The 24,849-nt window shown below is 66.9% G+C and carries 27 protein-coding genes; 16 read left to right on the forward strand and 11 right to left on the reverse strand.

Annotated features, from left to right (window positions below; all coding sequences use genetic code 11):
- Positions 1-130 precede the first annotated feature (130 nt).
- The 12 genes from BZF59_RS02615 (at position 131) to BZF59_RS02670 (ending at position 10,274) form a co-directional block, all read left to right on the forward strand.
- A complete protein-coding gene (locus BZF59_RS02615; protein WP_086606675.1) occupies positions 131-676 on the forward strand; it encodes a head-tail connector protein in 546 nt (181 codons plus the stop codon).
- Between the two features lie 159 nt (positions 677-835).
- Positions 836-1,225 carry a DUF3168 domain-containing protein gene (locus tag BZF59_RS02620; RefSeq protein WP_086606676.1) on the forward strand — a complete coding sequence of 130 codons (390 nt, stop codon included), beginning with the start codon at positions 836-838 and terminating at the stop codon, positions 1,223-1,225.
- Positions 1,226-1,237: 12 nt separating this feature from the next.
- Positions 1,238-1,645 (forward strand): phage major tail protein, TP901-1 family, encoded by a 408-nt coding sequence (locus BZF59_RS02625; protein ID WP_086606677.1) that lies wholly within the window; start codon positions 1,238-1,240, stop codon positions 1,643-1,645.
- A complete protein-coding gene (locus BZF59_RS02630; protein WP_086606678.1) occupies positions 1,642-1,956 on the forward strand; it encodes a GTA-gp10 family protein in 315 nt (104 codons plus the stop codon). Before BZF59_RS02625 ends, BZF59_RS02630 begins: the two co-directional genes overlap by 4 nt.
- Positions 1,953-2,153, forward strand: coding sequence for a phage tail assembly chaperone (locus tag BZF59_RS02635; protein WP_086606679.1), 201 nt, complete (start codon positions 1,953-1,955; stop codon positions 2,151-2,153). The genes BZF59_RS02630 and BZF59_RS02635 overlap by 4 nt, the downstream gene beginning before the upstream one ends.
- The gene (locus BZF59_RS02640; protein WP_086606680.1) at positions 2,146-2,727 is read left to right on the forward strand and encodes a tail tape measure protein; all 582 of its coding nucleotides are present in this window, start codon (positions 2,146-2,148) and stop codon (positions 2,725-2,727) included. Before BZF59_RS02635 ends, BZF59_RS02640 begins: the two co-directional genes overlap by 8 nt.
- A 17-nt stretch (positions 2,728-2,744) precedes the next feature.
- Positions 2,745-5,066 (forward strand): DUF2460 domain-containing protein, encoded by a 2,322-nt coding sequence (locus BZF59_RS02645; RefSeq protein ID WP_086606681.1) that lies wholly within the window; start codon positions 2,745-2,747, stop codon positions 5,064-5,066.
- Positions 5,066-5,875 (forward strand): DUF2163 domain-containing protein, encoded by an 810-nt coding sequence (locus BZF59_RS02650; protein ID WP_086606682.1) that lies wholly within the window; start codon positions 5,066-5,068, stop codon positions 5,873-5,875. Before BZF59_RS02645 ends, BZF59_RS02650 begins: the two co-directional genes overlap by 1 nt.
- Entirely contained in the window at positions 5,872-6,291 is a 420-nt protein-coding gene (locus BZF59_RS02655) for an NlpC/P60 family protein (RefSeq protein ID WP_086606683.1), read from the forward strand. Before BZF59_RS02650 ends, BZF59_RS02655 begins: the two co-directional genes overlap by 4 nt.
- 4 nt (positions 6,292-6,295) lie before the next feature.
- Positions 6,296-8,479: a phage tail protein gene (locus BZF59_RS02660; RefSeq protein WP_158094258.1), complete on the forward strand. Its 2,184-nt coding sequence runs from the start codon at positions 6,296-6,298 to the stop codon at positions 8,477-8,479.
- A gap of 16 nt (positions 8,480-8,495) precedes the next feature.
- Positions 8,496-8,960: a DUF2793 domain-containing protein gene (locus tag BZF59_RS02665; protein ID WP_158094259.1), complete on the forward strand. Its 465-nt coding sequence runs from the start codon at positions 8,496-8,498 to the stop codon at positions 8,958-8,960.
- 168 nt (positions 8,961-9,128) lie between these two features.
- Positions 9,129-10,274, forward strand: a complete 1,146-nt coding sequence (locus BZF59_RS02670) for an OmpA family protein (protein ID WP_086606686.1) — start codon at positions 9,129-9,131, stop codon at positions 10,272-10,274.
- A 258-nt stretch (positions 10,275-10,532) separates the two neighbouring features.
- On the opposite strand, the gene BZF59_RS02675 is transcribed toward BZF59_RS02670, so the two are convergent.
- From BZF59_RS02675 to BZF59_RS16465, 7 genes are all read right to left on the reverse strand, one after another.
- A complete protein-coding gene (locus BZF59_RS02675) occupies positions 10,533-12,089 on the reverse strand; it encodes a spinster family MFS transporter (RefSeq protein WP_086606687.1) in 1,557 nt (518 codons plus the stop codon).
- Between the two features lie 52 nt (positions 12,090-12,141).
- Positions 12,142-12,834: a 7-cyano-7-deazaguanine synthase QueC gene (queC, locus tag BZF59_RS02680; RefSeq protein WP_086606688.1), complete on the reverse strand. Its 693-nt coding sequence runs from the start codon at positions 12,832-12,834 to the stop codon at positions 12,142-12,144.
- A 46-nt stretch (positions 12,835-12,880) separates the two neighbouring features.
- A complete protein-coding gene (locus BZF59_RS02685; RefSeq protein ID WP_158094260.1) occupies positions 12,881-13,303 on the reverse strand; it encodes a DUF3617 domain-containing protein in 423 nt (140 codons plus the stop codon).
- Between the two features lie 86 nt (positions 13,304-13,389).
- Positions 13,390-14,289, reverse strand: coding sequence for an Hsp33 family molecular chaperone HslO (gene hslO, locus BZF59_RS02690; protein ID WP_086606689.1), 900 nt, complete (start codon positions 14,287-14,289; stop codon positions 13,390-13,392).
- Positions 14,290-14,332: 43 nt separating this feature from the next.
- The gene (gene argF / locus BZF59_RS02695; protein WP_086606690.1) at positions 14,333-15,277 is read right to left on the reverse strand and encodes an ornithine carbamoyltransferase; all 945 of its coding nucleotides are present in this window, start codon (positions 15,275-15,277) and stop codon (positions 14,333-14,335) included.
- Positions 15,274-16,473 carry an aspartate aminotransferase family protein gene (locus tag BZF59_RS02700; RefSeq protein WP_086606691.1) on the reverse strand — a complete coding sequence of 400 codons (1,200 nt, stop codon included), beginning with the start codon at positions 16,471-16,473 and terminating at the stop codon, positions 15,274-15,276. Before BZF59_RS02700 ends, argF begins: the two co-directional genes overlap by 4 nt.
- A 140-nt stretch (positions 16,474-16,613) precedes the next feature.
- Positions 16,614-17,393, reverse strand: coding sequence for a cold-shock protein (locus BZF59_RS16465; RefSeq protein ID WP_086606692.1), 780 nt, complete (start codon positions 17,391-17,393; stop codon positions 16,614-16,616).
- Between the two features lie 250 nt (positions 17,394-17,643).
- On the opposite strand from BZF59_RS16465, the gene BZF59_RS02710 reads away from it, so the two are divergent.
- The 4 genes from BZF59_RS02710 to BZF59_RS02725 are packed head-to-tail and all read left to right on the forward strand — an operon-like array spanning position 17,644 to position 21,067.
- A complete protein-coding gene (locus tag BZF59_RS02710) occupies positions 17,644-18,075 on the forward strand; it encodes a protein tyrosine phosphatase family protein (protein ID WP_086606693.1) in 432 nt (143 codons plus the stop codon).
- 12 nt (positions 18,076-18,087) lie between these two features.
- The gene (locus BZF59_RS02715; protein WP_245805983.1) at positions 18,088-18,501 is read left to right on the forward strand and encodes a hypothetical protein; all 414 of its coding nucleotides are present in this window, start codon (positions 18,088-18,090) and stop codon (positions 18,499-18,501) included.
- Entirely contained in the window at positions 18,494-19,453 is a 960-nt protein-coding gene (locus tag BZF59_RS02720; RefSeq protein WP_086606694.1) for a sterol desaturase family protein, read from the forward strand. Before BZF59_RS02715 ends, BZF59_RS02720 begins: the two co-directional genes overlap by 8 nt.
- A gap of 24 nt (positions 19,454-19,477) precedes the next feature.
- The gene (locus BZF59_RS02725) at positions 19,478-21,067 is read left to right on the forward strand and encodes a GMC family oxidoreductase (RefSeq protein ID WP_086606695.1); all 1,590 of its coding nucleotides are present in this window, start codon (positions 19,478-19,480) and stop codon (positions 21,065-21,067) included.
- Positions 21,068-21,333: 266 nt separating this feature from the next.
- On the opposite strand, the gene BZF59_RS02730 is transcribed toward BZF59_RS02725, so the two are convergent.
- The 4 genes from BZF59_RS02730 to BZF59_RS02745 form a co-directional block, all read right to left on the reverse strand.
- A complete protein-coding gene (locus BZF59_RS02730; RefSeq protein ID WP_086606696.1) occupies positions 21,334-22,713 on the reverse strand; it encodes an ammonium transporter in 1,380 nt (459 codons plus the stop codon).
- Positions 22,714-22,726: 13 nt separating this feature from the next.
- Complete coding sequence (locus tag BZF59_RS02735) at positions 22,727-23,065, reverse strand: P-II family nitrogen regulator (protein WP_086606757.1); 339 nt, start codon at positions 23,063-23,065, stop codon at positions 22,727-22,729.
- A gap of 181 nt (positions 23,066-23,246) precedes the next feature.
- Positions 23,247-23,804: a pyridoxamine 5'-phosphate oxidase family protein gene (locus BZF59_RS02740; protein ID WP_086606697.1), complete on the reverse strand. Its 558-nt coding sequence runs from the start codon at positions 23,802-23,804 to the stop codon at positions 23,247-23,249.
- Between the two features lie 20 nt (positions 23,805-23,824).
- Positions 23,825-24,694, reverse strand: a complete 870-nt coding sequence (locus BZF59_RS02745; RefSeq protein ID WP_086606698.1) for an alpha/beta fold hydrolase — start codon at positions 24,692-24,694, stop codon at positions 23,825-23,827.
- Positions 24,695-24,849 lie beyond the last annotated feature (155 nt).

Consider the following 24,849-nt stretch of genomic DNA (forward strand, 5'->3'; position numbering starts at 1 on the left):
GACCGGCGGGGCCGCGTGCCCCCTTCGCCCCCGCCGGTCTCTCGCGCCCGCATCGCCCCAGGCCGATCCCCCGCCTGTTGCGCGCGATGCGGGCGCACTTCTTGTGGATCACATTCAGGGAGACACCGCGATGCAGCGGACAATCGTGCAGCCCCCGGTGCCGGGCGAGCCTGCGCTGGCGGAGCTCAACCACTGGCTCGGGATCAGCCGCCCCAACGACGACGAAGCGCTGGTCGGTCTGCTCGATACGGCGGTGACCATTTGCGAGGCCTTCACCGGCAAAGCGCCGCTGCGCCAGACGGTGGAGGAAATCATCCCCCTTTCGGCCCAGTGGCAGGAACTGGTCTCGCGCCCGGTGATCGCGGTGACGGCGGCTTCGGCCATCGCGGCGGACGGCACGCGCGCCGATCTCGGCCCGCTGTCCGAAGCGCTCGAATGGCGGATCGCGGCGAGTGCCTGCATCCGCCTGCTGCGCCCGGTCGAGGGCGAGCAGCTCGCCCTGCAACTGACCGTGGGCATCGCCGCCGACTGGGCGGGCTTGCCCGCGCCCCTGCGCCACGGGATCATTCGCCTCGCCGCACATTACTACCGCGACCGCGAGAGCAAGGGCAGCGCCGCGCCCCCGGCCAGCGTCACCGCCCTGTGGCGGCCGTGGCGCGAGCTGCGGCTCGCATGATCCGCGCCGCCGCCCGCACCGCCGGGCTCGTCCAGCGCCTTCGCGCGCGCGCCGCCGACACCGCGGCGCGGCGTGTCGCCTCCCTGCGTCGCAGGTCCGCACGCGCCGACTGGCATTCGCCCGCCGCGCTCTGGCCCGACCTTTTCGGAGACCTCCGCGATGGAAAATGACCTGCGCGCCGCCCTGATCGCCTGGCTTGCCGCCGACCCCGCTCTCGCCGGCCTCAACGCCATCGAGGAGGAGGCCCCGCTCAGCGTGACGCCGCCGTGGCTCGGCATCGCTGCCAGCGCCTCGACCGACTGGGGCACCAAGGACCGCCCGGGCCGCGAGGTGCGGATCGCGCTTGAGCTCGAAAGCTACACCGATCTGACCGCCGGCGACGCGTCCATGCTCGGCGCGATCGAGCGACGTGTGCTTGACCTGCCGCCGTTCCATCCCGGCTTCGAACTCGCCTCGATCCGCTTCCTGCGCGCGCGCAGCGAGGCCCGCAGCGACAACCGCCGGGCGGCGCTGCTCGAATACCGCATCCGCCTTTTCGCACCGCTTTAGGAGTAACCCATCATGCCCGCACAATCCGGCGCCGCCTTCCTGCTCAAGATCGCCGACGGGGCCTCGCCCCCCGCCTATCAGACCATCGCGGGCCTGCGCACCACGCAGATGTCGATCAACGGCGACACGGTGGTTGTGACCCACAAGCAATCGGGCGGCTGGCGCGATCTGCTGTCCGGGGCGGGCACCCGCTCGGTATCGGTCAGCGCGGCGGGGATCTTCCTCGGCAGCACCGCCGAGGGCACGGTGCGCGCCCACGCCCTGGCCGGAACGCTCGACGATTACGAGCTGTCCTTCGAGGATGGCGAAAAGCTGCGCGGGCGGTTTCTCGTCCAGCGGCTCGACTATGCCGGGGATTTCAACGGCGAGCGCAGTTACACGCTCCAGCTCGAAAGCTCCGGCCCGGTGGCCGCGGCGTGAGGCCGGGCGCCAATTCCCTGCGCGGCGAAACCGCGCTGACCGTGGCGGGCGTGAGCTACGTGCTGCGCCCGAGCTTCGAGAGCCTCGTTCTGGCCGAGGCCGAGGTCGGCTCGCTCTTCGCGCTGGTTGAACGCGCAGCGGCAGGCGGGCTGACCCTGACCGAGATGACCGCGCTGCTGTGGCACTGCCTGCCTCCCGAAAACCGCCCCGATCGCGTTGCGGTCGGGCAGGCGGTGCTGGCGATGGGACTGATCGGCGCGACCCAGCCGGTGCGCGCGGTGCTCGCGCAGGTGCTCAAGGGCGAGGCATGAGCGCGATGTTCGCTGATGCCGCCGCCCGCTGGTGTGCGCTTGCCGCACGCCTGCTCGGGTGGCGGCCGGGCGAGTTCTGGCAGGCGACCCCGGCCGAACTGGCGATGGCCCTCGCCGCCCCTGACGATCCCGCCGCCCCCCTTCCGCCAAGCCGCGAGGCAATCGCCCGCATGATGGAGCGCGACGCTCATGAATGACAATTTCGAAGACCTCGTGATCGACGTGCGCGCGCGCACCGATGGCTTTGCCAGCGATGTCGAGGCGATGCGCCGCACGCTCGACGGGTCGCTGCTCGATGGCTTCGCCCGCGCAGGCGATGTGCTGGAGCGCGGCCTGCTGAGCGCGCTGCGGCGCGGGAGCCTGGGGTTTGACGATTTGAAGCGCGTCGCCTTCAGCGCGCTGGGCGAAATTGCGAGCTATGCGATCCAATCCGGGATCAGCAGCCTGTTCGGCGGCGGGGGCGGGAGCAGCGGGGGTGCGAGCGGGCTCGGCAATCTCCTCGGCCAGTCGCTCGGCACGCTGCTTGGTCTGCCGGGGCGCGCAACCGGCGGCCCGGTCTCTCCGGGACGAGCCTATCTGGTTGGCGAGCGCGGGCCCGAGGTGTTTGTGCCGACCGCTTCGGGGCGGGTCGAGACGGGCGCGGCGCCGGGCCGCGATGTGCGTGTCGCCATTCAGGTCGCCGTGCCGCGCGGACAGGCCGCGCCGACCGCGATGCAGCGCTCCTCCCGCCAGATCGCCAGCGCCGTCCGCCGCGCCCTGCAACAAGCCTGATCGAAGGAACACCGCCTATGGCATTCTGGCTCGCCCGCGAACGCCGCGCGCAGGAAAGCACCTTCATCCAGCGCTTCGATCCGCGTTTCTGGACCGTCAATTTCCCCCGCCCCGCCATGGCGAGCGTGGTCACGACCGGGCCGGACAGCTTGCGGGTCGATGTCGAGCTGCATCACGCGGGCGAGCTTGTCGGGCTGATCTGGGAGAGCATCGACAGTCTGGATCACCCACTGCTCGCCTATGCCACCGACCGCGATTATGTGCACACCACTCTGAGCTTCCGCTGGCAGTCGCAAGGCGTGATCGCGCTCGATCAGCCCAATGGCCCGACGCTTACGATCGAGGGGCGCGATGCCGCAGGCACCCCGCGCACCTGGTATGTCCGGTTGTGGAACTATGCCACTGGCACGCCAAACGACGCGCGGATCACGCTGCCGTTCTCAGCGCTTGAGAGCGGCTACGGCCTGCCGGGCGAGCCGATCTTTGCCGGCGATATCGACCGCATGTTCATTTCGCTGGTCGCCCCCGGCTTTGTCGCGGGAAGCCCCGCGCCACTGCCTGCGCGGTTCAACGGCTCGGTGGTGATGTCCGAGATCCGCGCCGACGGCGCGCGGGCGATGCTGGAGCTGGGCGACGTGCTGGTGCCGCCACATGGGACACGCATGGCGACTGCCTATGACGACGGTTACAACCAGACTCCGGCCCGGCTGCTTCGCACGATCACCGGACTCGGCTACCGTGACGATATCGTCCACTATGTCGGGATGAGCCACTTCATGCGGCTTGCCCGCGTGCCGGAAGGCAATCTGGCGGCAGCGGTAGACGGCGCGCTGTGCACGCCTGCGACCGCATGGCACGCAAGCTATTTTACACTCGCCAAGGCGGCGGGGTTCGAAGTCATCGCGTCGCTGTCCTATGAATTGTTCGATGCCTATTGCCCCGCCAGCTGGAAACAGCGGACCGCCAGCGGCGCACCTGCGCTGACGGGATGGGTGCCGCCCTCGACCCTGCTCTCGCCCGCAAACGCGCAGGCGATGGGCTGGCTGCACGATGTCGCGGCAGACTTTGTCGGGTTGCTCGAAGCAGCGGGCCAGCCGGTGCGGTTCCAGATCGGCGAGCCGTGGTGGTGGGTCACCCCCGCGCGCGAAATCTGCCTGTATGACGATGCCGCCAAGGCTGCTTTCGGCGGCAATCCGCCGGTCATCGCCGATATCGCCACGCCGCAGAGCCCTGCCGCCATCGTGCTGCTCGATGCCGCAGGCGCGCTCCTCGCGCAATCGACCGCCGCGCTGACCGCCGCCGTTCGCGCGGCTTCGGGGGGTGAGGCCGAGGTGCTGTTGCTTGCCTTCACCCCGACCATTCTCGCTCCCGAAACGCCCGAACTCTTCCGCGCCAACCTGCCGAGCGGCTGGGCCCACCCGGCTTTCGACCGCTTGCAACTGGAAGATTACGACTGGCTCACCGCCGGGGCCGATGCGGCACGGCGGGCGGCCTATGCCTTCGTCGACGAGCGGCTCGGCTACCCGCTGTCAGGTCAGGACTACCTCGCAGGCTTCGTGTTCGACCCCGCCGATGCCGAGACCTTCTGGCCGCGCATCGACGCCGGGCTCGACGAGGCCGCCGTGCGCGGTGTCACCCGCCGTTATGTGTGGGCGCTGCCGCAGGTCAGCCGCGATGGTTACACCCGCCTCCCCCTTTCCCCGGAGCCCGCCATGGACCCCTTTGACGACGTGCTGTACCCCTTCGCCCTGGGCCGCAGCGCTTCGGTCGCGCCCGAATTCTCGACCTCGATCGCGGTCACCGCATCGGGGCATGAACGGCGCAATTCGCTGTGGTCTGATGCGCGGCTGCATTTCGACGTCGGGCCGGGTATCCGCTCGGAGACCGAGCTGTCCGAACTGATCGCCTTCTTCCGTGCCCGGCGCGGGCCGGCGCGGGGGTTTCGGATCATGGACCCGTTCGACAACAGCTCCAACGGGATGACCGGTTCGCCGACCATGCTCGACCAGCTGATCGGCAACGGTGACGGGGTGCGCGCCGATTTCCAGCTGGTGAAGGCCTATGCCGGACCCGAGCCCCAGATCCGCCCGATCACGCGCCCCCGCGCCGCGACGCTGCTAGTCAGCATCGGCGGCGCGGCCAGCACCGCCTGGACGCTCGGCGAGAACGGGGTGCTGCGTTTCCTCGCCGCCCCGCCCGCCGGCGCCGAAGTGCGCGCCGGCTTCCGCTTCGATGTGCCGGTGCGCTTTGCCGAAGACCGGCTCGATGTCTCGGCGGTCAGCTTTGCTGCGGGCGAGGCACCTTCCGTGCCGCTGATCGAGATTCGGGAGAGCGCGTGATGCGGGTGTTCTTCGACCGCGAGCTCGATACGGTTGCGACCTTCTGGCGCATCTTCCGCCGCGACGGCGTGGCGCTCGCTTTCACCAGCCATGACCGCGACCTGACTTTCGGCGGCATCCGCCATCTCGCCGCACCCGGCATGATCCCCGCCGCGATCCGCCTGACCGCCGAACTCGCCAACGACAGCGCCGAAGTGCAGGGCGCGCTCAACCACGATTCCATTCGCGAGAGCGAACTGGCTGCCGGGCTGTTCGACGAGGCAGCCATCGCGATCGGCGCGGTCGACTGGACCAGCCTTGATCACCACACACTCTACACCGGCCAGATCGGGCGGATCGAGGACGACCAGACCCAGTTCGCCGCCGAGCTGCGGTCGAGCAAGAGTCTGCTCGAACGGGATCTCGTGCCGCGCACCAGCCCGACCTGCCGTGCCGCGTTCTGCGGCCCCGGCTGCGGGCTTTCGGCGGTGCGCTTTACCTCCTTCGGAGTGCTGGCCGAGACCGATCTCGAGGGCAACCGGGTGCGGATCGCGGGGCTCGATGGCGAGAGGCATGTCGACGGCCACCTGCGCCTGCTGGGTGGGCCGCAAACCGGGCTGGTGTTCGGGATCATTGATGCAAACGGCGAATGGCTGCTGCTCGACCGTCCGCTGGTGGCGGGCACGCCTGTCGGCACGCGGGCCGAGCTTCGCCAAGGCTGCGATCACACCATTGCGACATGCAGCACCCGATTCGGCAATGCCGCCAATTTCCGCGGCGAGCCGTTCCTGCCGGGCAATGATCTCCTCGCCCGCTACGGCCAGCCATGAGTGCGTGCGGAGAGGCGCTGGCCGCTGCCGGGCTGGCGCTGGTGGGCAGCCCGTTCCGGCTGCATGGACGCGATCCGGCCACCGGACTCGATTGTGTCGGGCTGGTTCACGCAGGCCTGCTCGCGGTCGGCGTGCAACCCGTGACCCCGCGCGGTTATGGCCTACGGAATCTGGGTGTCGGACAATGGCTCGGGTTGGCGCAGAATTCCGGGCTCGTGCCGTTCACCGGCCCGCATGCGGCGGGCGACGTTCTGCTGATCGCGCTTGCCCATTGCCAGCATCACCTCGTCATCGTCGCTGGTGAGGGGGACGTGATCCACGCCCATGCCGGGCTGCGCAAGGTGGTGCGTCAGCCGTTCGATCCCGCCTGGCAGGTTTGCGCCCACTGGCGCCTCGCGCCCACAGCGAAAGAGTAATCCCATGGCGACCATCATCCTCACCGCCGTCGGCAGCGCGATCGGCGGGCCGATCGGCGGCTCGATCGGCGCTTTCATCGGCCAGCAGATCGATCAGAGAATCTTCGCGCCGCCCGGACGCGAAGGGCCGCGCCTGCGCGATCTGGCGATCAGCACCTCGAGCTATGGCCAGCCGATCCCGCGCCAGTTCGGAAAGATGCGCGTCGCTGGAAGCATCATCTGGTCGACCGATCTGATCGAGAGCAAGCGCAAGGAAAAGGGGCGCAAGGGCCAGCCTTCGACCACCGTCTACTCCTATTCCGCGTCTTTCGCGGTGGCCCTGTCGAGCACGCCGATTTCCCGTCTCGGTCGGATTTGGGCCGATGGCAACCTGCTGCGCGGGGCGCAGGAGGATCTCAAGGTCGGCGGTGATCTGCGGGTCTATCGCGGCTTCGGCGATGATCCTGTCGACCCGCTGATTGCCGCCGCCAAGGGTGCCGCTGCACCGGCCTTCCGCGACTGTGCCTACGTCGTGTTCGAAAACCTCGAACTGGGCGATTACGGCAACCGCATCCCGGCGCTGAGCTTCGAGATCTTCGCCGATGGCGGCGAGGACAGCGTGTCGCTGGCGCAACTGGTGCCCGCCGCCGCACCGATCGCCGCAGCCGTCCCGCTGGCTCACGCGCGCGGCTTTGCTGACGAGGGCGGCGCGCTTGCCTCGACCCTCTCCGCGATCGATCAGGTGATCCCGCTGGTAGCGATGTCGGGCAGCGAGGGACTGACCGTGGCACCGCGCGATCCGGCGGTCAGCGACATCGTCACCCTGCCGGTCCAGCTCGCCGCCGATGCCAATGCTAAGGACGAAGCGCGTCAGAAGCAACGCGCCGGAATCCCGGCGCGCAGTCCTGCGGCGCTGCGCTATTATGACGAGGAACGCGACTACCAGACGGGGGTGCAGCGGGCATCGGGAACGCGGCAAGCGGGGCGCGAGTTGATGATCGATCTGCCGGCGACTCTCACCGCCAGCGGTGCGCGCCAGCTGGCCAACGACAGCGCCAATCGCGCACGCTGGCAGCACGAAACGGTATCTTGGCGCATTGCCGAGCTCGATCCGCGGATCACCCCCGGCAGCATCGTCCGCCTGCCGGACACGCCCGGGCTATGGCTGCTGCGCAGCTGGGAGTGGATGGACCGCGGCATCGCGCTTGAGCTTGAACGCCTTGCACCCGCTAGTGCGGGTGCCCGCGCCAGCGATCCTGGCGAGAACCTCCCCCCGCGCGATCTGCCGATCCCGCCGACTCGGCTCATTGTCGTCGAGCTGCCGAGCGAGGGCAGCGCCAACGCCGCTACCCCGCAGATCGTCGCTGCCGCCTCGGCCGCGAACTCTGCCTGGCGCGGCGCCGCGCTGTTCGCGGTTCAGGGCAGTGCACTGGTCGATCTGGGCACCACCGGCACCGCGCGGGCGGTGCTGGGAACGCTCGCCGAGCCGCTCGCGCCGTCAGCGGGCTTGCTGTTCGAACCGCAGGCGAGCGTCGTAATTGATCTGGTGGCGGAGGATCTCGATCTGAGCGACACCGACATCGCCGGCCTCGCCAACGGGGCCAACCGCCTGTTGATCGGCGGAGAGCTGGTGCAATTCCTGCGCGCCGATCCCCTTGGCGGCGGGCGCTGGCGGCTGTCGGGGCTGCTGCGGGGGCGGGGGGGGACGGAACCTGTGGCGATGGAAGGCCATCCCGTGCTCACCCCTGCGGTGCTTATCGACGACGCGCTGGTCCCGCTCGACCCGCAATTTGTGCCGCCGCTCGCCTCGTCGCGGGTTGCCGCGATCGGCACGGGCGATGCCGAAACCGTGATCGTCCCGCTCGCCAACCCTGGATTGTCACGCCGCCCGCTGTGCCCCGTGCATCCGCGCCTGTCGCTCGATGCCGACGGGGCATCGCGCTTCGCCTGGACGCGGCGCGCTCGCGGGCAGTGGCGCTGGGAAGACGGCGTCGACGTTCCCCTGATCGAGGAGCGCGAGGCCTACCGCGTGGGATACGGTCCCGTCGATGCGCCCTTGGCGGTGTGGGAGCGCGATACGCCATCGTTCATCCTGTTTGCTGCCGAGCGCAGCGCCGTGCTGAGCGCCCATGGCCCCGGCCTGCTCTGGGTCAGGCAGATCGGCACCTTCGACCTCTCCCCGCCCCTTTTGCTCGCATCCATTGTCTGATTTCACGGAGGTTTGCATGTCCGACCCGATTGCCTTTCCGAGCATCACGCCCATCATCGGCCTCCCGCTGCTGATCGCGGGACAGGCGCAGAAGGAGTTCGTCGTCAATGAGGCCCTGTGCCTGCTCGACGCCCTTTATCCACGCGTTATCAAGGCTTCGGTCGCGGCGCCGCCCGTCGCGGTCGAGGAGGGCGACTGCTTCCGCGTGACAGCGCCCGCCACCGGCGCGTGGTCGGGGCAAGAGGACGGCATTGCCGTGCGCATCGGCGGCGACTGGCGCTTCGTAACCCCGCGCGAGGGGATGCAGGTTTTCGATCAAAGCGACAATCGCCAGCTCGTTTATCGCACCCAGTGGGAGCAACCAAGCGCACCTGCGAGTCCGGTCGGCGGGGCTGTGATCGACAGCGAGGCCCGAACTGCCATCATCGGCCTGATCGAAGCGCTGGCAACAGCCGGACTGATCGGTGCCAACGGCCCATGATGGCAAGGAATGGCTGTTTTCGGGCCCTTTCGCGGTTGCATTTTTATCCACAACCGCCTCAACGCGACATTCTTGCAACACCCAGAGGGCATTGATCGCTTGCCTCGGCCAAGGGGAAAAGATAGAGACCAACGGTGCCTCAAGTCCAATACAAAGGGGAATTTTAGAATGCGCAAACTCGTCATTGGAATGGCGATGGCCTCGACCGCGCTGACCACGCCCGCCATGGCTCGCGAAGGTCAGTGGTATATCGAGGGCAACGGCGGCGTCATGCTTGTCGAAGACCAGAGCATCGACGTCAACGGCGTGCCGGAAAACGCGGTGGCCAACTACGACACCGGTTATGATTTCGGCGGGATCGTCGGCTACGACTTCGGGGCCTTCCGTCTGGAAGCCGAAGCCAGCTACCGTGCGGCCGATCTCGGGGATGTACAGGCCGGCAATCAGGGCCTCGCTGACAACCCGCTCGCTTCGGCTCCGGGTGGTTTCACCACTTTCACCGGCACCCGCGAAGCGCTGGGCGAAGTTAACGCGCTGAGCTTCATGCTCAACGGCCTGTTCGACTTCGGTTCGGATGACGGCCTGCAGGCCTTCGCCGGCGGCGGTATCGGTGTGGCGCGTGTCGACATGGACGGCCGCGTGAATGCCAACGGTCCGGGCGTCTGGAACGATTCGGACACCGGCCTCGCCTGGCAGCTGCTCGCGGGTGTCCGCGCTCCGCTGAGCGATTCGTGGGACGTGGGTCTGCGTTACCGTTACTTCAACGTGCCGAACGTGAACCTGATCGATCCGCTGGGCCGCGATCTCGAAACCAAGCTGAGCAGCCACTCGCTGCTGGGCACCATCACCTACAACTTCGGTGGTGATGAGCCCGTGGCCGCGCCGGTGGCTGTGCCCCCGCCGCCGCCCCCGCCCCCGCCGCCCCCGCCGCCCCCGCCGCCCCCGGCTCCGCCGAAGGTTGCGTGCAACACCGGCCCGTACATCGTGTTCTTCGACTTCGATAAGTCGGACATCACGCCGGCGGCTGCGAACATCCTCAACAGCGCTGTCACCGCCTATGCCAACTGCGGCACGGCGCGCGTGATGCTGGCCGGTCACACCGACCGTGCGGGTAGCGCGACCTACAACATCGGTCTGGCCGAGCGTCGCAACGCTTCCGTCAGCGCCTACCTGACGGGCCGTGGCATTCCTGCCGCGCGCATCACCGGGGAAGCCTTCGGTGAAACCCAGCCCAAGGTTCCGACCGCCGACGGTGTGCGCGAAGCGCAGAACCGCCGCGTGGAAGTGACCTACGGTCCCGGCTCGGGCATGTAAGCCACGGGTTCCAAGGAACACGAAGAGAGGGGCCGGAGTGATCCGGCCCCTTTTTTGTTGCCCTTCGCTCAGGCGGGTGGAGGGAACCGGGGTGAAGGACGCAAGAGGCTCGCTGCGGGTCGAACCCTGCGATGTCGGCAGCCAGACGGAATGACCTCATGGCCACGCGGGGGCTGCCCAGATGCGAGAAGGCAACGGTCGTGGTCCGACCCATGCCAAAGCCGTGCGCTCCAAAGGGAAGATCAGAGCGCGGCGGCGCTACTCTCCCGCAGCGGCCCGGGCCCGCTCGACCATTGTCGCTTCGGCCTGAGGCAGCGTGCGATAGGCATAGATCAGCAGAACGAAGGATATCGGCGCCACCCCGATCAGCGACAGCACACCGATACGCATGCTCCCGCTCAATTCGGAAATCTGGCCGACCATATAGGGACCGATCGCCAGCCCCACCAAGGTCGTGGCGAGGAAGAAGGACGCGGTCGCCGTTCCCCGCATCCGCGGCAGCACCAGATCCTGCGTGGTTGCCGCCGCCGCGCCCAAGGCCGTCGCCGCAAACATCCCCGCAAGGAAGTTCATCACATAGAAGAGCGTCGCGTTCTCGGTGGTGAACCCGATCCAGATCGGCACGATCGGTGCGAGGATCCCGAACATCACCACCAGAATGCGGCCGGCAGGATTGCGCGATCGCAGCCAGTCCGACATCCGCCCGCCCAGGATCACCCCGAGAAAGCCCGACACCGCCCCGCTGCCCCCGAGCACGAAGGCGAGCTCGGCCTTGGGCAGCTTCAGCACGGTTTCCGCATAGGGCGCGGACCAGAAGGCCAGCGCATAAGCACCGAGCGACACCAGCCCATAGCCGAGCGCCGTGCAGATGAAGGCAGGCGTGCCCCAGATCAGCTTGAAGGTTGCCGGGTCATGCCGCCGCAAGGTCGACGCCCAGGAGAACACGGCATAATAGCCAAACGCCATCGCCGACCACTGCGGCAGATTGCCGGTCAGCCCGATCATCACCACCGCAAGGCCGATCATCGCAGCCGCCATCAGCAGGTTGACGGCAGCTGCCACCGGCCCGCGCCGCAGCGCATGGAAGAATGTGAACGGCGGCAACAGCATCGACAGATCGATGAAAAAGTCATGCAAGGGATGGCGCGCGCCGGGCTTGTCGTGGGGCTGGCGCACCGGCTCGCGCAAGGACGCGACCCAAATCGCCAGCAATATGCCGGGCACGCCGACCGCCAGAAACGCCGCCTGCCAGCCGACAAGACCGGCCATGCCGCCCCCCGGATAGGCCGAATCCCAGACCTGCGAGATCTTCGCCCCGATCAGCAGCGACACCCCGCCGCCGAGGTAGAGACCGGAGGAATAGATCGCGAGCGCGGTCGCGCGCTGACGGGAAGGGAAATAGTCCGAGATCAGCGAATAGGCCGTCGGGCTCGCGGTCGCCTCCCCTACGCCGACGCCCATGCGCGCCAGCGACAGGGTGAGATAGTTGCGCGCAAATCCCGACAGCGCGGTCATCGTCGACCATAGCACCAGCCCGATCGTCAGCAGCCGCACCCGGTGCCAGCGATCCGCCAGCCTCCCAAGCGGCACGCCGAACAGCGCGTAGAACACCGCAAAGGCCGCACCTCCCAGAAAGCCCAGCTGACCATCGCTCAGTTGCAGATCGCGCTTGATGTCGACCGCAAGGATCGAAAGGATCTGCCGGTCGATGAAGTTGAGAATGTAGACCACCACCAGAACGCCGAGCACATACCAGCTATAGGCAGACGCGGGCTCTTCGCTGCGGTCCGGCGCCGCCGTCGTCTCCAGGCTCAATACTGATCCCCTATCCCGTTATGGTTTGGTCCCTGCCCCGCCGAACGGCCGATCAGGCGTTGTAGGCTGTGCTATCGACAATCCCCGCCTCGGCAAAACCCTTTTTCCGCAAACGGCATGAGTCGCACAGCCCGCAGGCCAGCCCCTCGGGCGTCGGGTCGTAGCATGACCAGCTCCATGCAGGGTCGAGCCCCAGCCGCGCGCACTCCGCCGCGATGTCCGCCTTGGTCATGTGCTGGAGCGGCGCGTGGATGGTGAAGGGCGCACCCTCCACACCGGCCTTGGTACCCAGCCTCGCGGTCTCGGCGAAGCTGGCGATGAATTCGGGGCGGCAGTCGGGATAGCCCGAATAGTCAAGCGCATTGACCCCGATGAAGACGTCGCGCGCGCCTGCCGCCTCGGCGCAGGCGGTGGTCAGCGCGAGGAACACCAGATTGCGCGCGGGCACATAGGTCACGGGAATATCGTCACCCACCCCGCCCTTGGGCACATCGATCGCATCGGTCAGCGCCGATCCGCCAAATGCGCGCAGATCGAGCGCGATGGTCGTGTGGCGCGCAAGGCCAAGCTGTGCAGCGATGCGCGCGGCCGATTCCAGCTCCAGCCGGTGACGCTGCCCGTAATCGACGCTGAGCGCATGGACCCCAAAGCCCGCTTCCTGCGCCAGCGCGGCAGTCACCATCGAATCAAGCCCGCCCGAGAGCAGCACCACGGCGAGCGGCTTGGATTGTTGCGCGTCACTCATGACTGCGGCCCTATCACGCGGCAGGGCAAAGGCAATCACCTGCGGCTCAGCACGATCCGGTGCGGCGTGCCTCGGCGGTCATCTGGAACGGCATGCCGCCGTGAATGCCCTGGCTTTCGAGCTGGACCAGAGCGGCGGTCTCGCGCCGGATGCTGGTGCGGCCATAGCCATTTCCAGGGCAGGTATACTGCACCGTCACCCGCGCCGCGCCGTCTTCAACAATGAACTGGCTACACCCGCTTTCGCGGTGCATCAGCTGGATCAGCTCCGCTCCCGACTTCACGCAGATCTTGCGATCCGGCGCGCCGCCGCGCTGCTTGATCGTCCACTCGCCCCGAGCGAGCGTGTCGAGCATCGCAAGGCCATTGCCCTGTGCCAGCGCCGGCACAGCGAGACACAGCACGCCGCCGACGGCGGCGAGGCCTGCGAGTGCCTTGGCACCGATCGTCTTTTGGCTTCGATTGATCATCCCTGTCCTCATGCCAGCTTTCGGCTTCCGCCCATTGCATAATTTGGCCACAACACGGCGAAGTTCGGAAAATTTTCGACCAAGCGTCAAATCGCCAAGGCAAAGCTGCGTGAACAAAAAGCGCAATCGACCGAGATTGTGCCATCGGGCCCGCGCATTTCTTCCTGCTCGTCAGGCGGGAAACGGGCAATGATCGTCTCGTAATGGGCAGCTGAACAGCGGCAGCCGCGTGACAGCACCGTGCCGGGCTGGACGCGCACTTCCTCCTCCTCATGAAACAACCGCCAAGCGATCGCTTCGAGCGAAAGCGCGGGATCGAGCAGCTCGTCATGGCTGATCGTGCCCGCGATCACCGCGACATGCTCCCAATCAGGATGGTCGAGCCGGACGTGCAGGCGCTCGCGCCCCTCCTCTCCATCAGGCAGGTGCTGAATCAGCATCCCGGCGGCAATCCGCCCACCCGCACCCGCGCGACTGGCGACGCGGATCAGCGTGGGGATCTGCTCCGATTGGCTGAAATAGCTCTCGCACGCCTGCGCCAGGCTGTCGCCCTCGAGCGGCACGATCCCCTGATAGCGCTGCTGCGTCTCGGTCTCGAAGGTGATCGCGAGATAGCCTTCTCCGAACAGCGCGGTCAGGCTCGGATTGGCGCCCAGCGTGGCCAGCCGTTCCCCGTCGAAATCGACATAGCCGCGCACGGCTCCGGCGCGATAGTCGCACACCAGCAGCTTGACGATCCCGCCCTGGGTCTGCGCCTGAAGGGTCAGCTGCGCGGTCTCGCCCTTGAGCAATCCGCCCATCAGCGCGCCCAGCACCAGCGCCTCGCCCAGCAGATGCGTGATCGGCGCAGGGTAATCATGCGCCGAGAGCACCTGCTCCAGCACATCCTCCATCCGCACCACACGGCCGCGCGCATTGCGCCCCGGCAGCGTGAAGCCCAGCAGGGTGTCGGAGAAAGTCTCGGCGGTTTGGGTCGTGTCCATCATCCGCCGCCATATGGGGACGGACCGGGCCGGACGGAAGACCCCGTCAGGCCGAGAGCATCCCGAAGCTCCACAGCAGCACCGATTTCTGCGCGTGGATGCGGTTCTCCGCCTCGTCGAACACCACCGATTGCGGGCCTTCGAACACCGCTTCGCTGACTTCCTCACCGACGTGGGCGGGGAGGCAGTGGAGGAACACCGCATCGGGCTTCGCCAGCGCCATGAGGTCGGCATTGACCTGATAGGGCGCCATCGCCGCCAGCTTCTCCTCGGCGTGGTCCTGCCCCATCGACACCCAGGTATCGGTGACGATCACGTCAGCCCCGCGCGCCGCTGCCGCTGCGTCCTGCGTCAGCGTCACCGTTGCCCCGCCCGCGCGCGCCATGGCGACGAAGGCCGGATCGGGTTCGTAGCCCTGCGGCACCGCCACGCGGACGTTGAACTTCATCAGCCCTGCCGCCTCGAGGATCGAGTGCAGCACGTTGTTGCCATCCCCGAACCACGCAACCTCAAGGCCGGGCAGCGCCTTGCCGTGCTCAATCACGGTCAGCAGATCGGCGACGATCTGGCAGGGGTGCGACTTGTCGGTCAGGCCATTGATTACGGGCACGGTGGCGTGGCGCGCCATTTCCTCGATCTTGGCGTGATCGTCGGTGCGCAGCATGATGCCATCGACCATCCGGCTCAGCACGCGCGCGGTGTCGGCGATGCTTTCGCCCCGCCCGAGCTGGCTCGAAGCGGAATCGAGCAGCAGCACGCTCCCACCCAGCTGGCGCATCGCGATGTCGAAGCTGACGCGCGTGCGGGTCGAATTCTTCTCGAACACCAGCGCCAGCACGCGGCCCTTGAGCGGCGCGTCGGCATCGGGCGCACCCTTGGGCAAGCCGGCACGCGCGGCCTTGCGGTCGATCGCGTCGTTGATCATCGCCGCGATGGCATCGCCCCCGGCATCGCCGAGGTCGAGGAAGTGGCGCCAAGCCCCCCCGCTCATGCCGCCTCGGGCACCTTGAAGCTCGCCGCGCCTGCGGACAGCTTGTCAAAGAACTCGTCGATCTCGGCATCGCCGATCACCAGCGGCGGAATGACGCGGATGGTGTTGTCGCCCGCCGCCACGGTCAGCAGCTGGTGGTTGTCGCGCAGGTGCACGAAGAACGGGCGGCTCTCCATCTTCATCTTGAGGCCCAGCATCAGGCCCTTGCCGCGCACCAGCTCGAACAGCTCGGGGTAATTGCCGATGAACTGCTCCAGCCGCGTGCGCAGACGTTCGCCCTTCTCGGTGACCGAAGCGAGGAATTCCTCGTTCGCCACCGCCTCCATCACCGCCATCCCGGCGGCCATGGCGAGCGGGTTGCCGCCATAGGTCGAACCATGCGTGCCGAAAGTCATCCCGCGCGCGGCGTGTTCGGTGGCGATGCAGGCACCCAGCGGGAAACCGCCGCCGATGCCCTTGGCGGTCGCCATGATGTCGGGGGTCACCCCGTAGTGCTCATAGGCATAAAGCTTGCCGGTGCGCGCGACGCCGCATTGCACCTCATCGAGGATCAGCATCAGCCCGTGTTCGTCGCACAGCGCGCGCAGACCCTCCATGAACTCCTGCGAGGCCGGGCGGATGCCGCCCTCGCCCTGAATCGGCTCAACCAGAATGCCCGCCGTCTTGGGCCCGATCAGCGCCTTGGCCGCTTCCAGATCGTCGAAGGGGGCATATTTGAACCCCTCGAGCAGCGGCGAAAAGCCGTGGTGCATCTTGGTCTGGTTCGAGGCGGAGATGGTCGCCATCGTGCGGCCGTGGAAGGCGTTGTGGAAGGTGATGATCTCGAACCGGCCCGCATCGCCTTCGTCACCGGCGTTCTGGTGAAAGGCGCGCGCGGTCTTGATCGCGCATTCGACCGCCTCGGCGCCCGAATTGGTGAAGAACACCGTGTCGCCGAAGGTCGTATCGACCAGCCACTGCGCCAGCTTCTCGCCCTGCGGGCTGCCATAGAGGTTCGACACGTGCATCAGCGTCGCCGCTTGGCTCTGGATCGCGCCGATCAGGCCTTCGTGCGAATGGCCGAGCAGGTTGACCGCGATGCCGCTGGCGAAATCGAGATAGCGGGTGCCGTCCTCGTCGATCAGGTGGCAGTGCTCGCCGCGCACCGGCCGGACACCGCAACGCGGATAGACGGGCATGAGCGCTGAAATGGACATGGGGCTTGCATCCTGAATTGTGAAAAGCGGGGGAAGTCGAAACGCAAATGGCGGCCCTGAACCAGAGCCGCCATCTGCAATCCGTTATTCTCTCGCCAGCCCTGCGTCAAACGGCAGGAGAGGCGGGAAAGAGGCTGTTGTCAGCCTTCGATCGGGGCCAGATTGACGGCGGAATATTTTCCGCGTCGATCGACTTCGAGATCGAATTCGTATTTCTCGCCCTCGTTGAGGGCCGAAAGGCCCGAACGCTCGACCGCGCTGATGTGCACGAAGGCATCGGGCTGGCCATCATCGCGCACGAGGAAGCCGAAGCCCTTCATCGCGTTGAAGAACTTGACCGTGCCGGTCACGCGCTCACCCGTCAGCTCGCGCTGCGGCGCTGCGGGCTTGGCCGCCACCGCAATCACGTCACCAACGATCTGGAGATCCTGCGCCGACACCTTGCCGCCGCGATCCACGAGATTGTACTGGAGCTCCTGTCCTTCGGCGAGGCCTTCAAGCCCGGCGCGTTCGACTGCGCTGATGTGCACGAACACATCTTCGCCGCCGCCATCCTGCTGGATGAAGCCGAAGCCCTTCTGGGTGTTGAAGAACTTCACCGTGCCCTTGCCGGTGCCGACGATCTGGGCGGGCATGCGGCTGAAACCGCCGCCACCACTAGCACCGCCGCCAGCGCCGCCGCGCGGACCGCCGCTGAAGCCGCCACCGCCGCGCGGTGCACCTCCGCCGCCGCCGCCGCCGTAGCGATCACCGCCACCGCCACCGCCGCCGAACCGGTCACCGCCGCCGCCAAAGCGGTCGTTGCCGAAATCGCGGGGGGGCGGAAAACCGTCATTCCCGCCGCCGAACGGATCGAAGCCATCTTCGCCGAAACCGTCGCGCTTGTCGCGGCCGCGCCGGCGTCCCCTATCGTAACCCATAGATCAAAACGTACCTTGCCACACTGCCCGCTCTCCATTGCGCCGATGTCGTGGACAGTGAGCCGCACCGGACGCAGACGCCCCGAGCCCGTGGTCCGGCAGCGCACGCATCCCGAGGTATAGCGCACAATAGCTTGCTTTGCGAACGAAATTACCGGACCGCCCGGTGGCGGGCCGCGCGGGCGCTTGTGCCGGGGGGCGGCTTTGGGCATGACGGGCGCTCACAACCCCCGGTAATGCAGGAGCGTGCATGAGCGATTTTCGCCGCCTCAACGAAAATGTGTTGGTGAGCCCGCAACTTGCGCTAGCCGATATTGCTGCCGCAGCGGCGCTCGGCGTGACGACGATCGTCAACAACCGCCCCGACGGAGAGGAGCCCTCTGCCCCGCAGGGTGACGAAATCGCCGATGCAGCGGCAGCCGCGGGCCTCAATTACGTGGCGATTCCGATCGGCCATTCGGGCTTTTCCGAGCCGCAGGTAATGGCGATGATCGCCGCGATGGAGCAGGCCGAGGGGCCGATTCTCGCCTATTGTCGCTCGGGCACGCGCTCGACCCTGCTGTGGGCGCTGGCAAGCGCGAAACAGGGCGAAGACCCCGAAGCCATCGCCCGCACTGCGGCGCAGGCGGGCTACGACGTCAGCCCGATTCGCGCGATGATCGACATGCTCAGCCAGCGCTGAGGCGCTTTCCCCGTGGACCTGCTGATCCAGACCGCCGGCTCGCTCGTCGCGATCCTCGCGCTGGCGGGGTTGGCGTGGTGGATGAAGCTTGGCGACGCGCCCGCGCTCGACAGCGAAGCGGCGGTGCGGCGGGCTGCCGCCGAGGTGGAGGACGGATTCGATCCCGTCGCCGCCGATTTCGACGGCAAGGCCGCGATCGCCCGCGATGCGCAGGGACGGATCATGGTGATCAAGCGCCACGGCAACCGCTTTGCTGGGCGGGTGCTCGGCCCGCAGGCCCGGGCCGGTGTCTGGCAGGATCCGGGCCACAGCGCGCTGCGGGTCGACAGCGGCGAGCGGCGCTTCGGCACCGTCTTTCTCGATATCCCCGCGCCAGAGACTTGGGCCGAAGCGATCAATCGGCTAAGCGTGGCGCGCGATGCCTGACTTCAACCCCACCCAATATGCCGTGCCGCTGTTCGTGGTGGCGGTGCTGGCCGAGATGATCTGGGCGAAACTGCGCGCACCCGAGGCCTACGAGCCGAAGGACACGCTGGTCAGCCTCGCCTTCGGGCTGGGGTCGACCTTGGCGGGGGCCTTGCTGGGCGGGTTCGCGCTGGCGCTGATGTTCCTCGCCTATGACTGGCGGGTGTTCGATTTCGGTCCCGAATGGTGGGCGGTGTGGTGGGCCTGGCCGCTGTGCTTCGTGCTCGACGATCTGGCCTATTACTGGTCGCACCGCGCCGCGCACCGCATCCGCTGGATGTGGGCGGCGCATGTGAACCACCACTCGAGCCAGCATTACAATCTCTCGACCGCGCTGCGCCAGACCTGGACTGGCAACCTGACCATCGGCATTCTGTTCACGCTGCCGCTGGTCCTGCTCGGCTTCCACCCCGCGATGATCGCGATCTGCGGCGGGTTCAACCTCATCTACCAGTTCTGGATCCACACCGAGGCGATCAAGCGCATGCCCCGCTGGTTCGAGGCGGTGATGAACACGCCTTCGCACCACCGTGTCCACCATGCGACCAACCCGCGCTATCTCGACACCAATTACGCGGGCGTCTTTATCGTATGGGACAGGATGTTCGGCACCTTCACCCCCGAGGTCGATGACGAACCGATCCGCTACGGGATCGTCAAGCAGCTCGGCAGCTTCAACCTGCTCTGGGCGGTGTTCCACGAATGGATCGGGATGCTGACCGACATCTGGCGCGCGCCTTGGAAGCACAAGCTCTCCTACCTGCTGCGCGAACCCGGCTGGAGCCACGACGGCAGCCGCGAAACCAGCGACATGATTCGCGCAAAGTGGGAGGCTCGGCTCGGCGCAGCGGCACCACCCCCAGTTTCGGTAGCTGATCGAAACGCGATTGCGGGCAGCGCCGAAGCTGCCTAGTCTCTCCGCCCAAAGGGAGAGATCATGGAAAGTTTCGACTACATCGTCATCGGCGGTGGCAGCGCGGGCAGCGCTGTCGCAGGGCGCCTTGCGGTCGACGGCACGCGCCGGGTCTGCCTGCTCGAAGCGGGCGGACGCAACGACAACATCCTCGTCAAGACGCCGGGCTTCATGCCCTTCCTCCTCAAAAACGCGAACTACCGTTTCGAGACCGTCCCACAAAAGGGGCTGAACGGGCGAGTCGGCTATCAGCCGCGTGGGCGGGGCCTTGGCGGCTCTTCGGCGATCAACGCGATGGTCTATATCCGCGGCAACCGCTGGGATTACGACAATTGGGCGGCGCTGGGTTGCACCGGCTGGGCCTATGACGACGTGCTCCCCTACTTCCGCCGCGCCGAGGCGAATGAGCGCGGCGGCGACGATTTTCACGGCGCGGGCGGCCCGCTGTTCGTCGAGGACCAGAAATACGCCAACCCCACCAGCCACGCCTTCGTCGATGCCGCCGCCGCGCTGCAGCTGCGCACCAACAGCGATTTCAACGGCGCGCGGCAGGAGGGCTTCGGTCTCTATCAGGTGACCCAGCACAAGGGCGAACGCTGGTCGGCGGCGCGCGCTTACGTGGAGCCGATTCGCGAACAGGGCAATTTCGCGGTGCGCAACAATACGCTCGTGGAAAAGCTGGTGATCGAGGACGGGCGCGTGACCGGCGTCCAGATCCGGCGTGGCGGCAAGAGCGAAACGCTGCTGGCGCGGCGCGGGGTGGTGCTGAGCGCGGGGGCGTTCAATTCACCCCAGATCCTGATGCTCTCCGGCATCGGCCCGGCAGAGCATCTCAAGGCGCACAGGATCGATGTGGTGCTCGACAAGCCCGCGGTCGGCAGCGACCTGCAGGATCACATCGACTATGTCTCCGGCTGGGAGACCGATAGCGACGTGCCGCTGGGGCAGACGCTCAAAGGCACGCTCAAGATGGCCGCGGCGATCCTCGAGCACCGCCGCAAGCGGACGGGCACGATGACCACGCCCTATGCCGAGGCTGGCGGCTTCTGGACGGTGATGCCCGATAGCCCCGCGCCCGACGTGCAGTGGCATTTCGTCCCCGCCGTGCTGGAAGATCACGGGCGCGAGAAGGTGAAGGCGCACGGCTTCTCGCTCCACGCCTGCGTGCTGCGCCCCGAGAGCCGCGGCACGGTCCGGCTGGGCTCGCCCGATGCGGCAGCGGCGCCGGTGATCGACCCCAACTTCCTCGACGACGAACGCGACATGGCGGTCTTGCGCGCAGGCGTGCGCCTGTCGCACCGCATTGCCGAAGCGCCGCCGATGCAGGCCTTCGGCCCCAAGGATCGCCATCCCGTCGACCTCAATGACGATGCCGCGCTCGACGACCTGATCCGCAGCCGCGCGGACACGGTCTACCACCCGGTCGGCACCTGCCGCATGGGCGCCGATGCCGATGCGGTGGTCGACTCGACGCTGAAGCTGAACGGGCTCGATGGCCTGTGGGTGGCCGACGCGAGCATCATGCCGAGGCTCGTCAGCGGCAACACCAACGCGCCCAGCATCATGATCGGCGAAAGGTGCACGGACTTCGTGATGGCTGCGGAGCGGAGATAGGCTTCTCACACCCCGTCATTGTCGCGCTGTAACGGCCCGAAGGGCCGCAAGGGCGACCGCCCGCCCGCAGGCGACCCGGCGCGAAGCGGCGGAACCTCGCCGAGGACGCTCGCCCGGATGGGCGAGCGCAACACAAAAAAAGGCCGGAGAGCTTTCGCTACTCCGGCCATATTCAGTTTGTTCGTTCGCAGGAGGAACAAGGTGAGGCGGGGGGAGGGGAGAGGGAGAGAGAGGTTCCTCCCCCCGCCAAGCTGTTGAAGGGGCGCTTAGTTGTAGGCGCGCTCCCCGTGTTCGGAGATGTCGAGGCCGTTGACTTCGGTCTCTTCGTCGACCCGCAGACCAACGGTGGCCTTGGTGATGAAGCCCGCGATCAGGGTGCCGACAGCAGCCCAGGCGATCGCGACGAGCACCGCGATGATCTGGGTGGTGACCTGCGTGCCCATCACGAAGTCGTCACCGCCCGGTCCGCCGAGCGCCGGCGAGTAGACGATGCCGGTGCCGATCGCGCCGATGATGCCGCCCACGCCGTGGATGCCGAAAGCATCGAGCGAGTCGTCAACGCCGAGCTTGGCCTTGACCTTCGAGACCACGAAGAAGCAGATCACCGAAGCGACGATCCCGAGCAGGATCGCACCGAACGGGCCGGAGTTGCCCGCCGCCGGGGTGACCGCGACGAGACCGGCGATCACACCCGAGCAGAAGCCCAGCGCCGAGCCCTTGTGGCCCGCCAGCTTCTCGGCGACCATCCAGGCGAGGCCGCCCGCCGCCGTTGCGACGAAGGTGTTGATCATCGCGAGACCAGCGGTGCCGTCGGCTTCGAGTTCCGAGCCGGCGTTGAAGCCGAACCAACCCACCCACAGCAAACCCGTGCCGACCATCGTCAGCGTCAGGCTGTGCGGCGGCATCGGCTCGGTCGGGTAGCCCTTGCGCTTGCCAAGCATGTAGGCGAGCACGAGGCCCGAGACGCCCGCGTTGATGTGCACCACAGTGCCGCCCGCGAAGTCGAGCGCAGCCGGAACGTCGAGTCCAAACATGCCGCCTTCGAACAGAAAGCCGCCGCCCGCCCACACCATGTGCGCGATCGGGAAGTAGACGATCGTCAGCCAGATGGTGACGAACATCATGGTCGCCGAGAACTTCATGCGCTCCGCCGTCGCGCCGAGGATCAGCGCGGCGGTGATCGCAGCGAAGGTCATCTGGAAGCTCACGAAGACATATTCGCTGATGACTTCATCGCTGAAGGTCGCAGCGGTGGTGTCGGAGGTGACCGAGGAAAGGAAGTAACTTCCGGTCGAAAAGAACTGGCTCAGCGCGCCGGTCGATTCGGGTCCGAACGCGAGGCTGTAGCCCCACATCACCCAGATCAGCATGGCAAGACAGGCGGTCGCGCCGATCTGCGTCATGGTCGAGAGCATGTTCTTCGAGCGGGTCAGGCCGCCGTAGAATAGCGCGAGGCCCGGCAGGATCATCATGAGCACGAGGATGGTGGAGGTCATCATCCACGCATTGTTGCCCGGATTGGGAACGGCAGGCGCCGCCTCTGCGGCAGCGGCGGCGGCTTCCGCCACCGGGGCGGCGAAGGCGGGTGCGGCGAGCATCGCCATCCCGGTCGCCAGCGCTGCACCCTTGAAGAGAATGGATTTCATCGAATTGGCCCCCTTACAGCGCGGTTTCGCCGGACTCGCCGGTGCGGATGCGGGTCGCCGAGGCAAGATCGAGCACGAAGATCTTGCCGTCGCCGATGGCTCCGGTGTTGGCGGTCTGCTGGATGGTTTCGACCACCTGCGCGGCGATATCGTCGCTGGCAGCGATCTCGAGCTTCACCTTGGGAAGCATGTTGGTGGAATATTCGGCACCACGGTAGATTTCTGTCTGACCCTTCTGGCGACCGAAGCCCTTGACCTCGGTGACGGTCATTCCGGCAATGCCGATCCCGCTCAACGCCTCACGAACGGTGTCGAGCTTGAATGGTTTGATGACGGCGATGATGAACTTCATCTTTGGCCCCTGTTGCACCGGATTGTTTCCGGCCACCGGGATCACAGCAACAAGCGTGCCAAGACAGTGTAACGTGATTGACGCAAAGGAATCGGCGCATTTCTTCGCACCTGCGGAAAAATACCTGCCTAATTTTTAGGCGCGTGATTAACGATTGGGCAATTTTTGCGCCGCTCGCGCCTTATTCGCCCGCGATGAAGCGGTCGGTGGCGCGGGTCGGCAACCCGTCGATGCTGCGCGTGCGAGTGGCCATCTTGGCCTCCCACTGGGCGGGATCGGACTGGCGGTGCGCCTTTTTGAGCGTCTCGCGCTCACCCTCCAGCGCCATGAAGGGCACGCCCCAGCCGCAGGAGGACTGCACGCTCTCGACCGCAATGTCGAAGATCTGGCGCGTTCCCGGCATCAGCGTGAAATGCGCCGCCAGCGCCTCCCACTCGGCATCCTGCGGCAGGACGGGCCGCCCGCGCCCGTAGATGCGCAGGATCAGCGGGGGTCGCTGGAAGTTGCAGAACATCACCGTGATGCGGCCGTCGGCGGCAAGATGCGCATGAGTCTCGTTTCCCGATCCGCCGAGATCGAGATAGGCGACGCGGGTGGGAGAGAGCACGCGGAAGGCGTCATAGCCCTTGGGGCTGAGATTGATCCGCGCATCGGCCGCCGCGGTCGCGACGAAGAATACCGGCTGCTCGGCGATCATCGCGATCTGCTTTTCGGTGAGCGCCTCGGTAAAATCGGCCATCGGGCGCTCCTTTCAAGCGGTCAGAGGAAATCGCGCAAGGTTGTGATGAAGCGGTCGAACTGGTCGTGGTGGAGCCAGTGGCCCGCCTTTTCGAACTCGATCACGCTCGCGGTCTTGAAGTGGGCGATCCGCCCATCCTTCTCCGGGTTCGAGGCCCAGCTATCCGCCCCGTAGAGCAGCAACGTCGGGCAGGTGATTGCACCCCACAGCTGTTCGATGAACTCGTCGCCGATGTCCTCGACCGGCCAGACGTTGAGGTGCGGATCGAACTTCCAGCTATAGGTGCCATCCTCGTTGCGGTTGACCCCGTGGACGGTGAGGTGGCGCGCCTGTTCCTCGGTGAGGTAGGCGTTCTCCTCGATCATCCGGGCGAAGGCAGCCTCGATGCTCTCGTATTTGCGCGGGGTGCGCCCGGCGGCCTTGCGCTTCTTCTCGATCCATTCGGCTAGGCGTTCGGGATAGGGCACCGCGCGCTGTTTCTCGCGCCATTCGGGCGAGGGGCCGAGGCCCTCGATCGCGACCAACTTGCTCACCATCTCGGGGAAGGCGCCCGCATAGCGCAGCGCGACGTTTCCGCCCATCGAATGCGCCACCATCCTGACCGGGCCGACGCCCAGTTGGTGGATCAGCTGGGCGAGATCATAGACCATGTCGCCCGCCGAATAGACCCCGTCCGAAACCCAGTCGCTGTCGCCATGCCCGCGGTGGTCCATCGCAATAACGTGGTAATCCTCGCGCAGCGCCTCGGCGGTCCAGTCCCAGCTGCGCGCATGATCGCGGCCCCCGTGCACCAGCACCAGCGGCGGCTTCCCGCGCCCGCCCCAATCGAGGTAGTTCAGCTTGAGGCGCTGCGAGATGAAGCTTTGCGAGGTCGGGCCAGTGTCGTGCATGAAGGCCTATTGCGGGACCTCAAACGAAGACGCAAGATCAGTTCAAACAACCAGCCAGCTACGGAGGCAGGCAACTATGCATGTTAGCTTATTCAGCAAAGGTGCGACTACCGAGGAGGTTCGGTCGGCGCTGCGCCGTGACTACCGCTCCGACA

It is taken from the genome of Erythrobacter donghaensis (assembly GCF_002155425.1).
Taxonomy (GTDB): Bacteria; Pseudomonadota; Alphaproteobacteria; order Sphingomonadales; family Sphingomonadaceae; genus Erythrobacter; species Erythrobacter donghaensis.

What these genes read in the sequence shown, in the direction of transcription:
- BZF59_RS02615 (WP_086606675.1), top strand. Translation starts at nt 131, where the DNA reads ATGCAGCGGACAATCGTGCAGCCCCCGGTGCCGGGCGAGCCTGCGCTG.
- BZF59_RS02620 (WP_086606676.1), top strand. Translation starts at nt 836, where the DNA reads ATGGAAAATGACCTGCGCGCCGCCCTGATCGCCTGGCTTGCCGCCGAC.
- BZF59_RS02625 (WP_086606677.1), top strand. Translation starts at nt 1,238, where the DNA reads ATGCCCGCACAATCCGGCGCCGCCTTCCTGCTCAAGATCGCCGACGGG.
- BZF59_RS02635 (WP_086606679.1), top strand. Translation starts at nt 1,953, where the DNA reads ATGAGCGCGATGTTCGCTGATGCCGCCGCCCGCTGGTGTGCGCTTGCC.
- BZF59_RS02640 (WP_086606680.1), top strand. Translation starts at nt 2,146, where the DNA reads ATGAATGACAATTTCGAAGACCTCGTGATCGACGTGCGCGCGCGCACC.
- BZF59_RS02645 (WP_086606681.1), top strand. Translation starts at nt 2,745, where the DNA reads ATGGCATTCTGGCTCGCCCGCGAACGCCGCGCGCAGGAAAGCACCTTC.
- BZF59_RS02650 (WP_086606682.1), top strand. Translation starts at nt 5,066, where the DNA reads ATGCGGGTGTTCTTCGACCGCGAGCTCGATACGGTTGCGACCTTCTGG.
- BZF59_RS02655 (WP_086606683.1), top strand. Translation starts at nt 5,872, where the DNA reads ATGAGTGCGTGCGGAGAGGCGCTGGCCGCTGCCGGGCTGGCGCTGGTG.
- BZF59_RS02660 (WP_158094258.1), top strand. Translation starts at nt 6,296, where the DNA reads ATGGCGACCATCATCCTCACCGCCGTCGGCAGCGCGATCGGCGGGCCG.
- BZF59_RS02665 (WP_158094259.1), top strand. Translation starts at nt 8,496, where the DNA reads ATGTCCGACCCGATTGCCTTTCCGAGCATCACGCCCATCATCGGCCTC.
- BZF59_RS02670 (WP_086606686.1), top strand. Translation starts at nt 9,129, where the DNA reads ATGCGCAAACTCGTCATTGGAATGGCGATGGCCTCGACCGCGCTGACC.
- queC (WP_086606688.1), bottom strand. Translation starts at nt 12,834, where the DNA reads ATGAGTGACGCGCAACAATCCAAGCCGCTCGCCGTGGTGCTGCTCTCG.
- BZF59_RS02685 (WP_158094260.1), bottom strand. Translation starts at nt 13,303, where the DNA reads ATGATCAATCGAAGCCAAAAGACGATCGGTGCCAAGGCACTCGCAGGC.
- hslO (WP_086606689.1), bottom strand. Translation starts at nt 14,289, where the DNA reads ATGATGGACACGACCCAAACCGCCGAGACTTTCTCCGACACCCTGCTG.
- argF (WP_086606690.1), bottom strand. Translation starts at nt 15,277, where the DNA reads ATGAGCGGGGGGGCTTGGCGCCACTTCCTCGACCTCGGCGATGCCGGG.
- BZF59_RS02700 (WP_086606691.1), bottom strand. Translation starts at nt 16,473, where the DNA reads ATGTCCATTTCAGCGCTCATGCCCGTCTATCCGCGTTGCGGTGTCCGG.
- BZF59_RS16465 (WP_086606692.1), bottom strand. Translation starts at nt 17,393, where the DNA reads ATGGGTTACGATAGGGGACGCCGGCGCGGCCGCGACAAGCGCGACGGT.
- BZF59_RS02710 (WP_086606693.1), top strand. Translation starts at nt 17,644, where the DNA reads ATGAGCGATTTTCGCCGCCTCAACGAAAATGTGTTGGTGAGCCCGCAA.
- BZF59_RS02720 (WP_086606694.1), top strand. Translation starts at nt 18,494, where the DNA reads ATGCCTGACTTCAACCCCACCCAATATGCCGTGCCGCTGTTCGTGGTG.
- BZF59_RS02725 (WP_086606695.1), top strand. Translation starts at nt 19,478, where the DNA reads ATGGAAAGTTTCGACTACATCGTCATCGGCGGTGGCAGCGCGGGCAGC.
- BZF59_RS02730 (WP_086606696.1), bottom strand. Translation starts at nt 22,713, where the DNA reads ATGAAATCCATTCTCTTCAAGGGTGCAGCGCTGGCGACCGGGATGGCG.
- BZF59_RS02735 (WP_086606757.1), bottom strand. Translation starts at nt 23,065, where the DNA reads ATGAAGTTCATCATCGCCGTCATCAAACCATTCAAGCTCGACACCGTT.
- BZF59_RS02740 (WP_086606697.1), bottom strand. Translation starts at nt 23,804, where the DNA reads ATGGCCGATTTTACCGAGGCGCTCACCGAAAAGCAGATCGCGATGATC.
- BZF59_RS02745 (WP_086606698.1), bottom strand. Translation starts at nt 24,694, where the DNA reads ATGCACGACACTGGCCCGACCTCGCAAAGCTTCATCTCGCAGCGCCTC.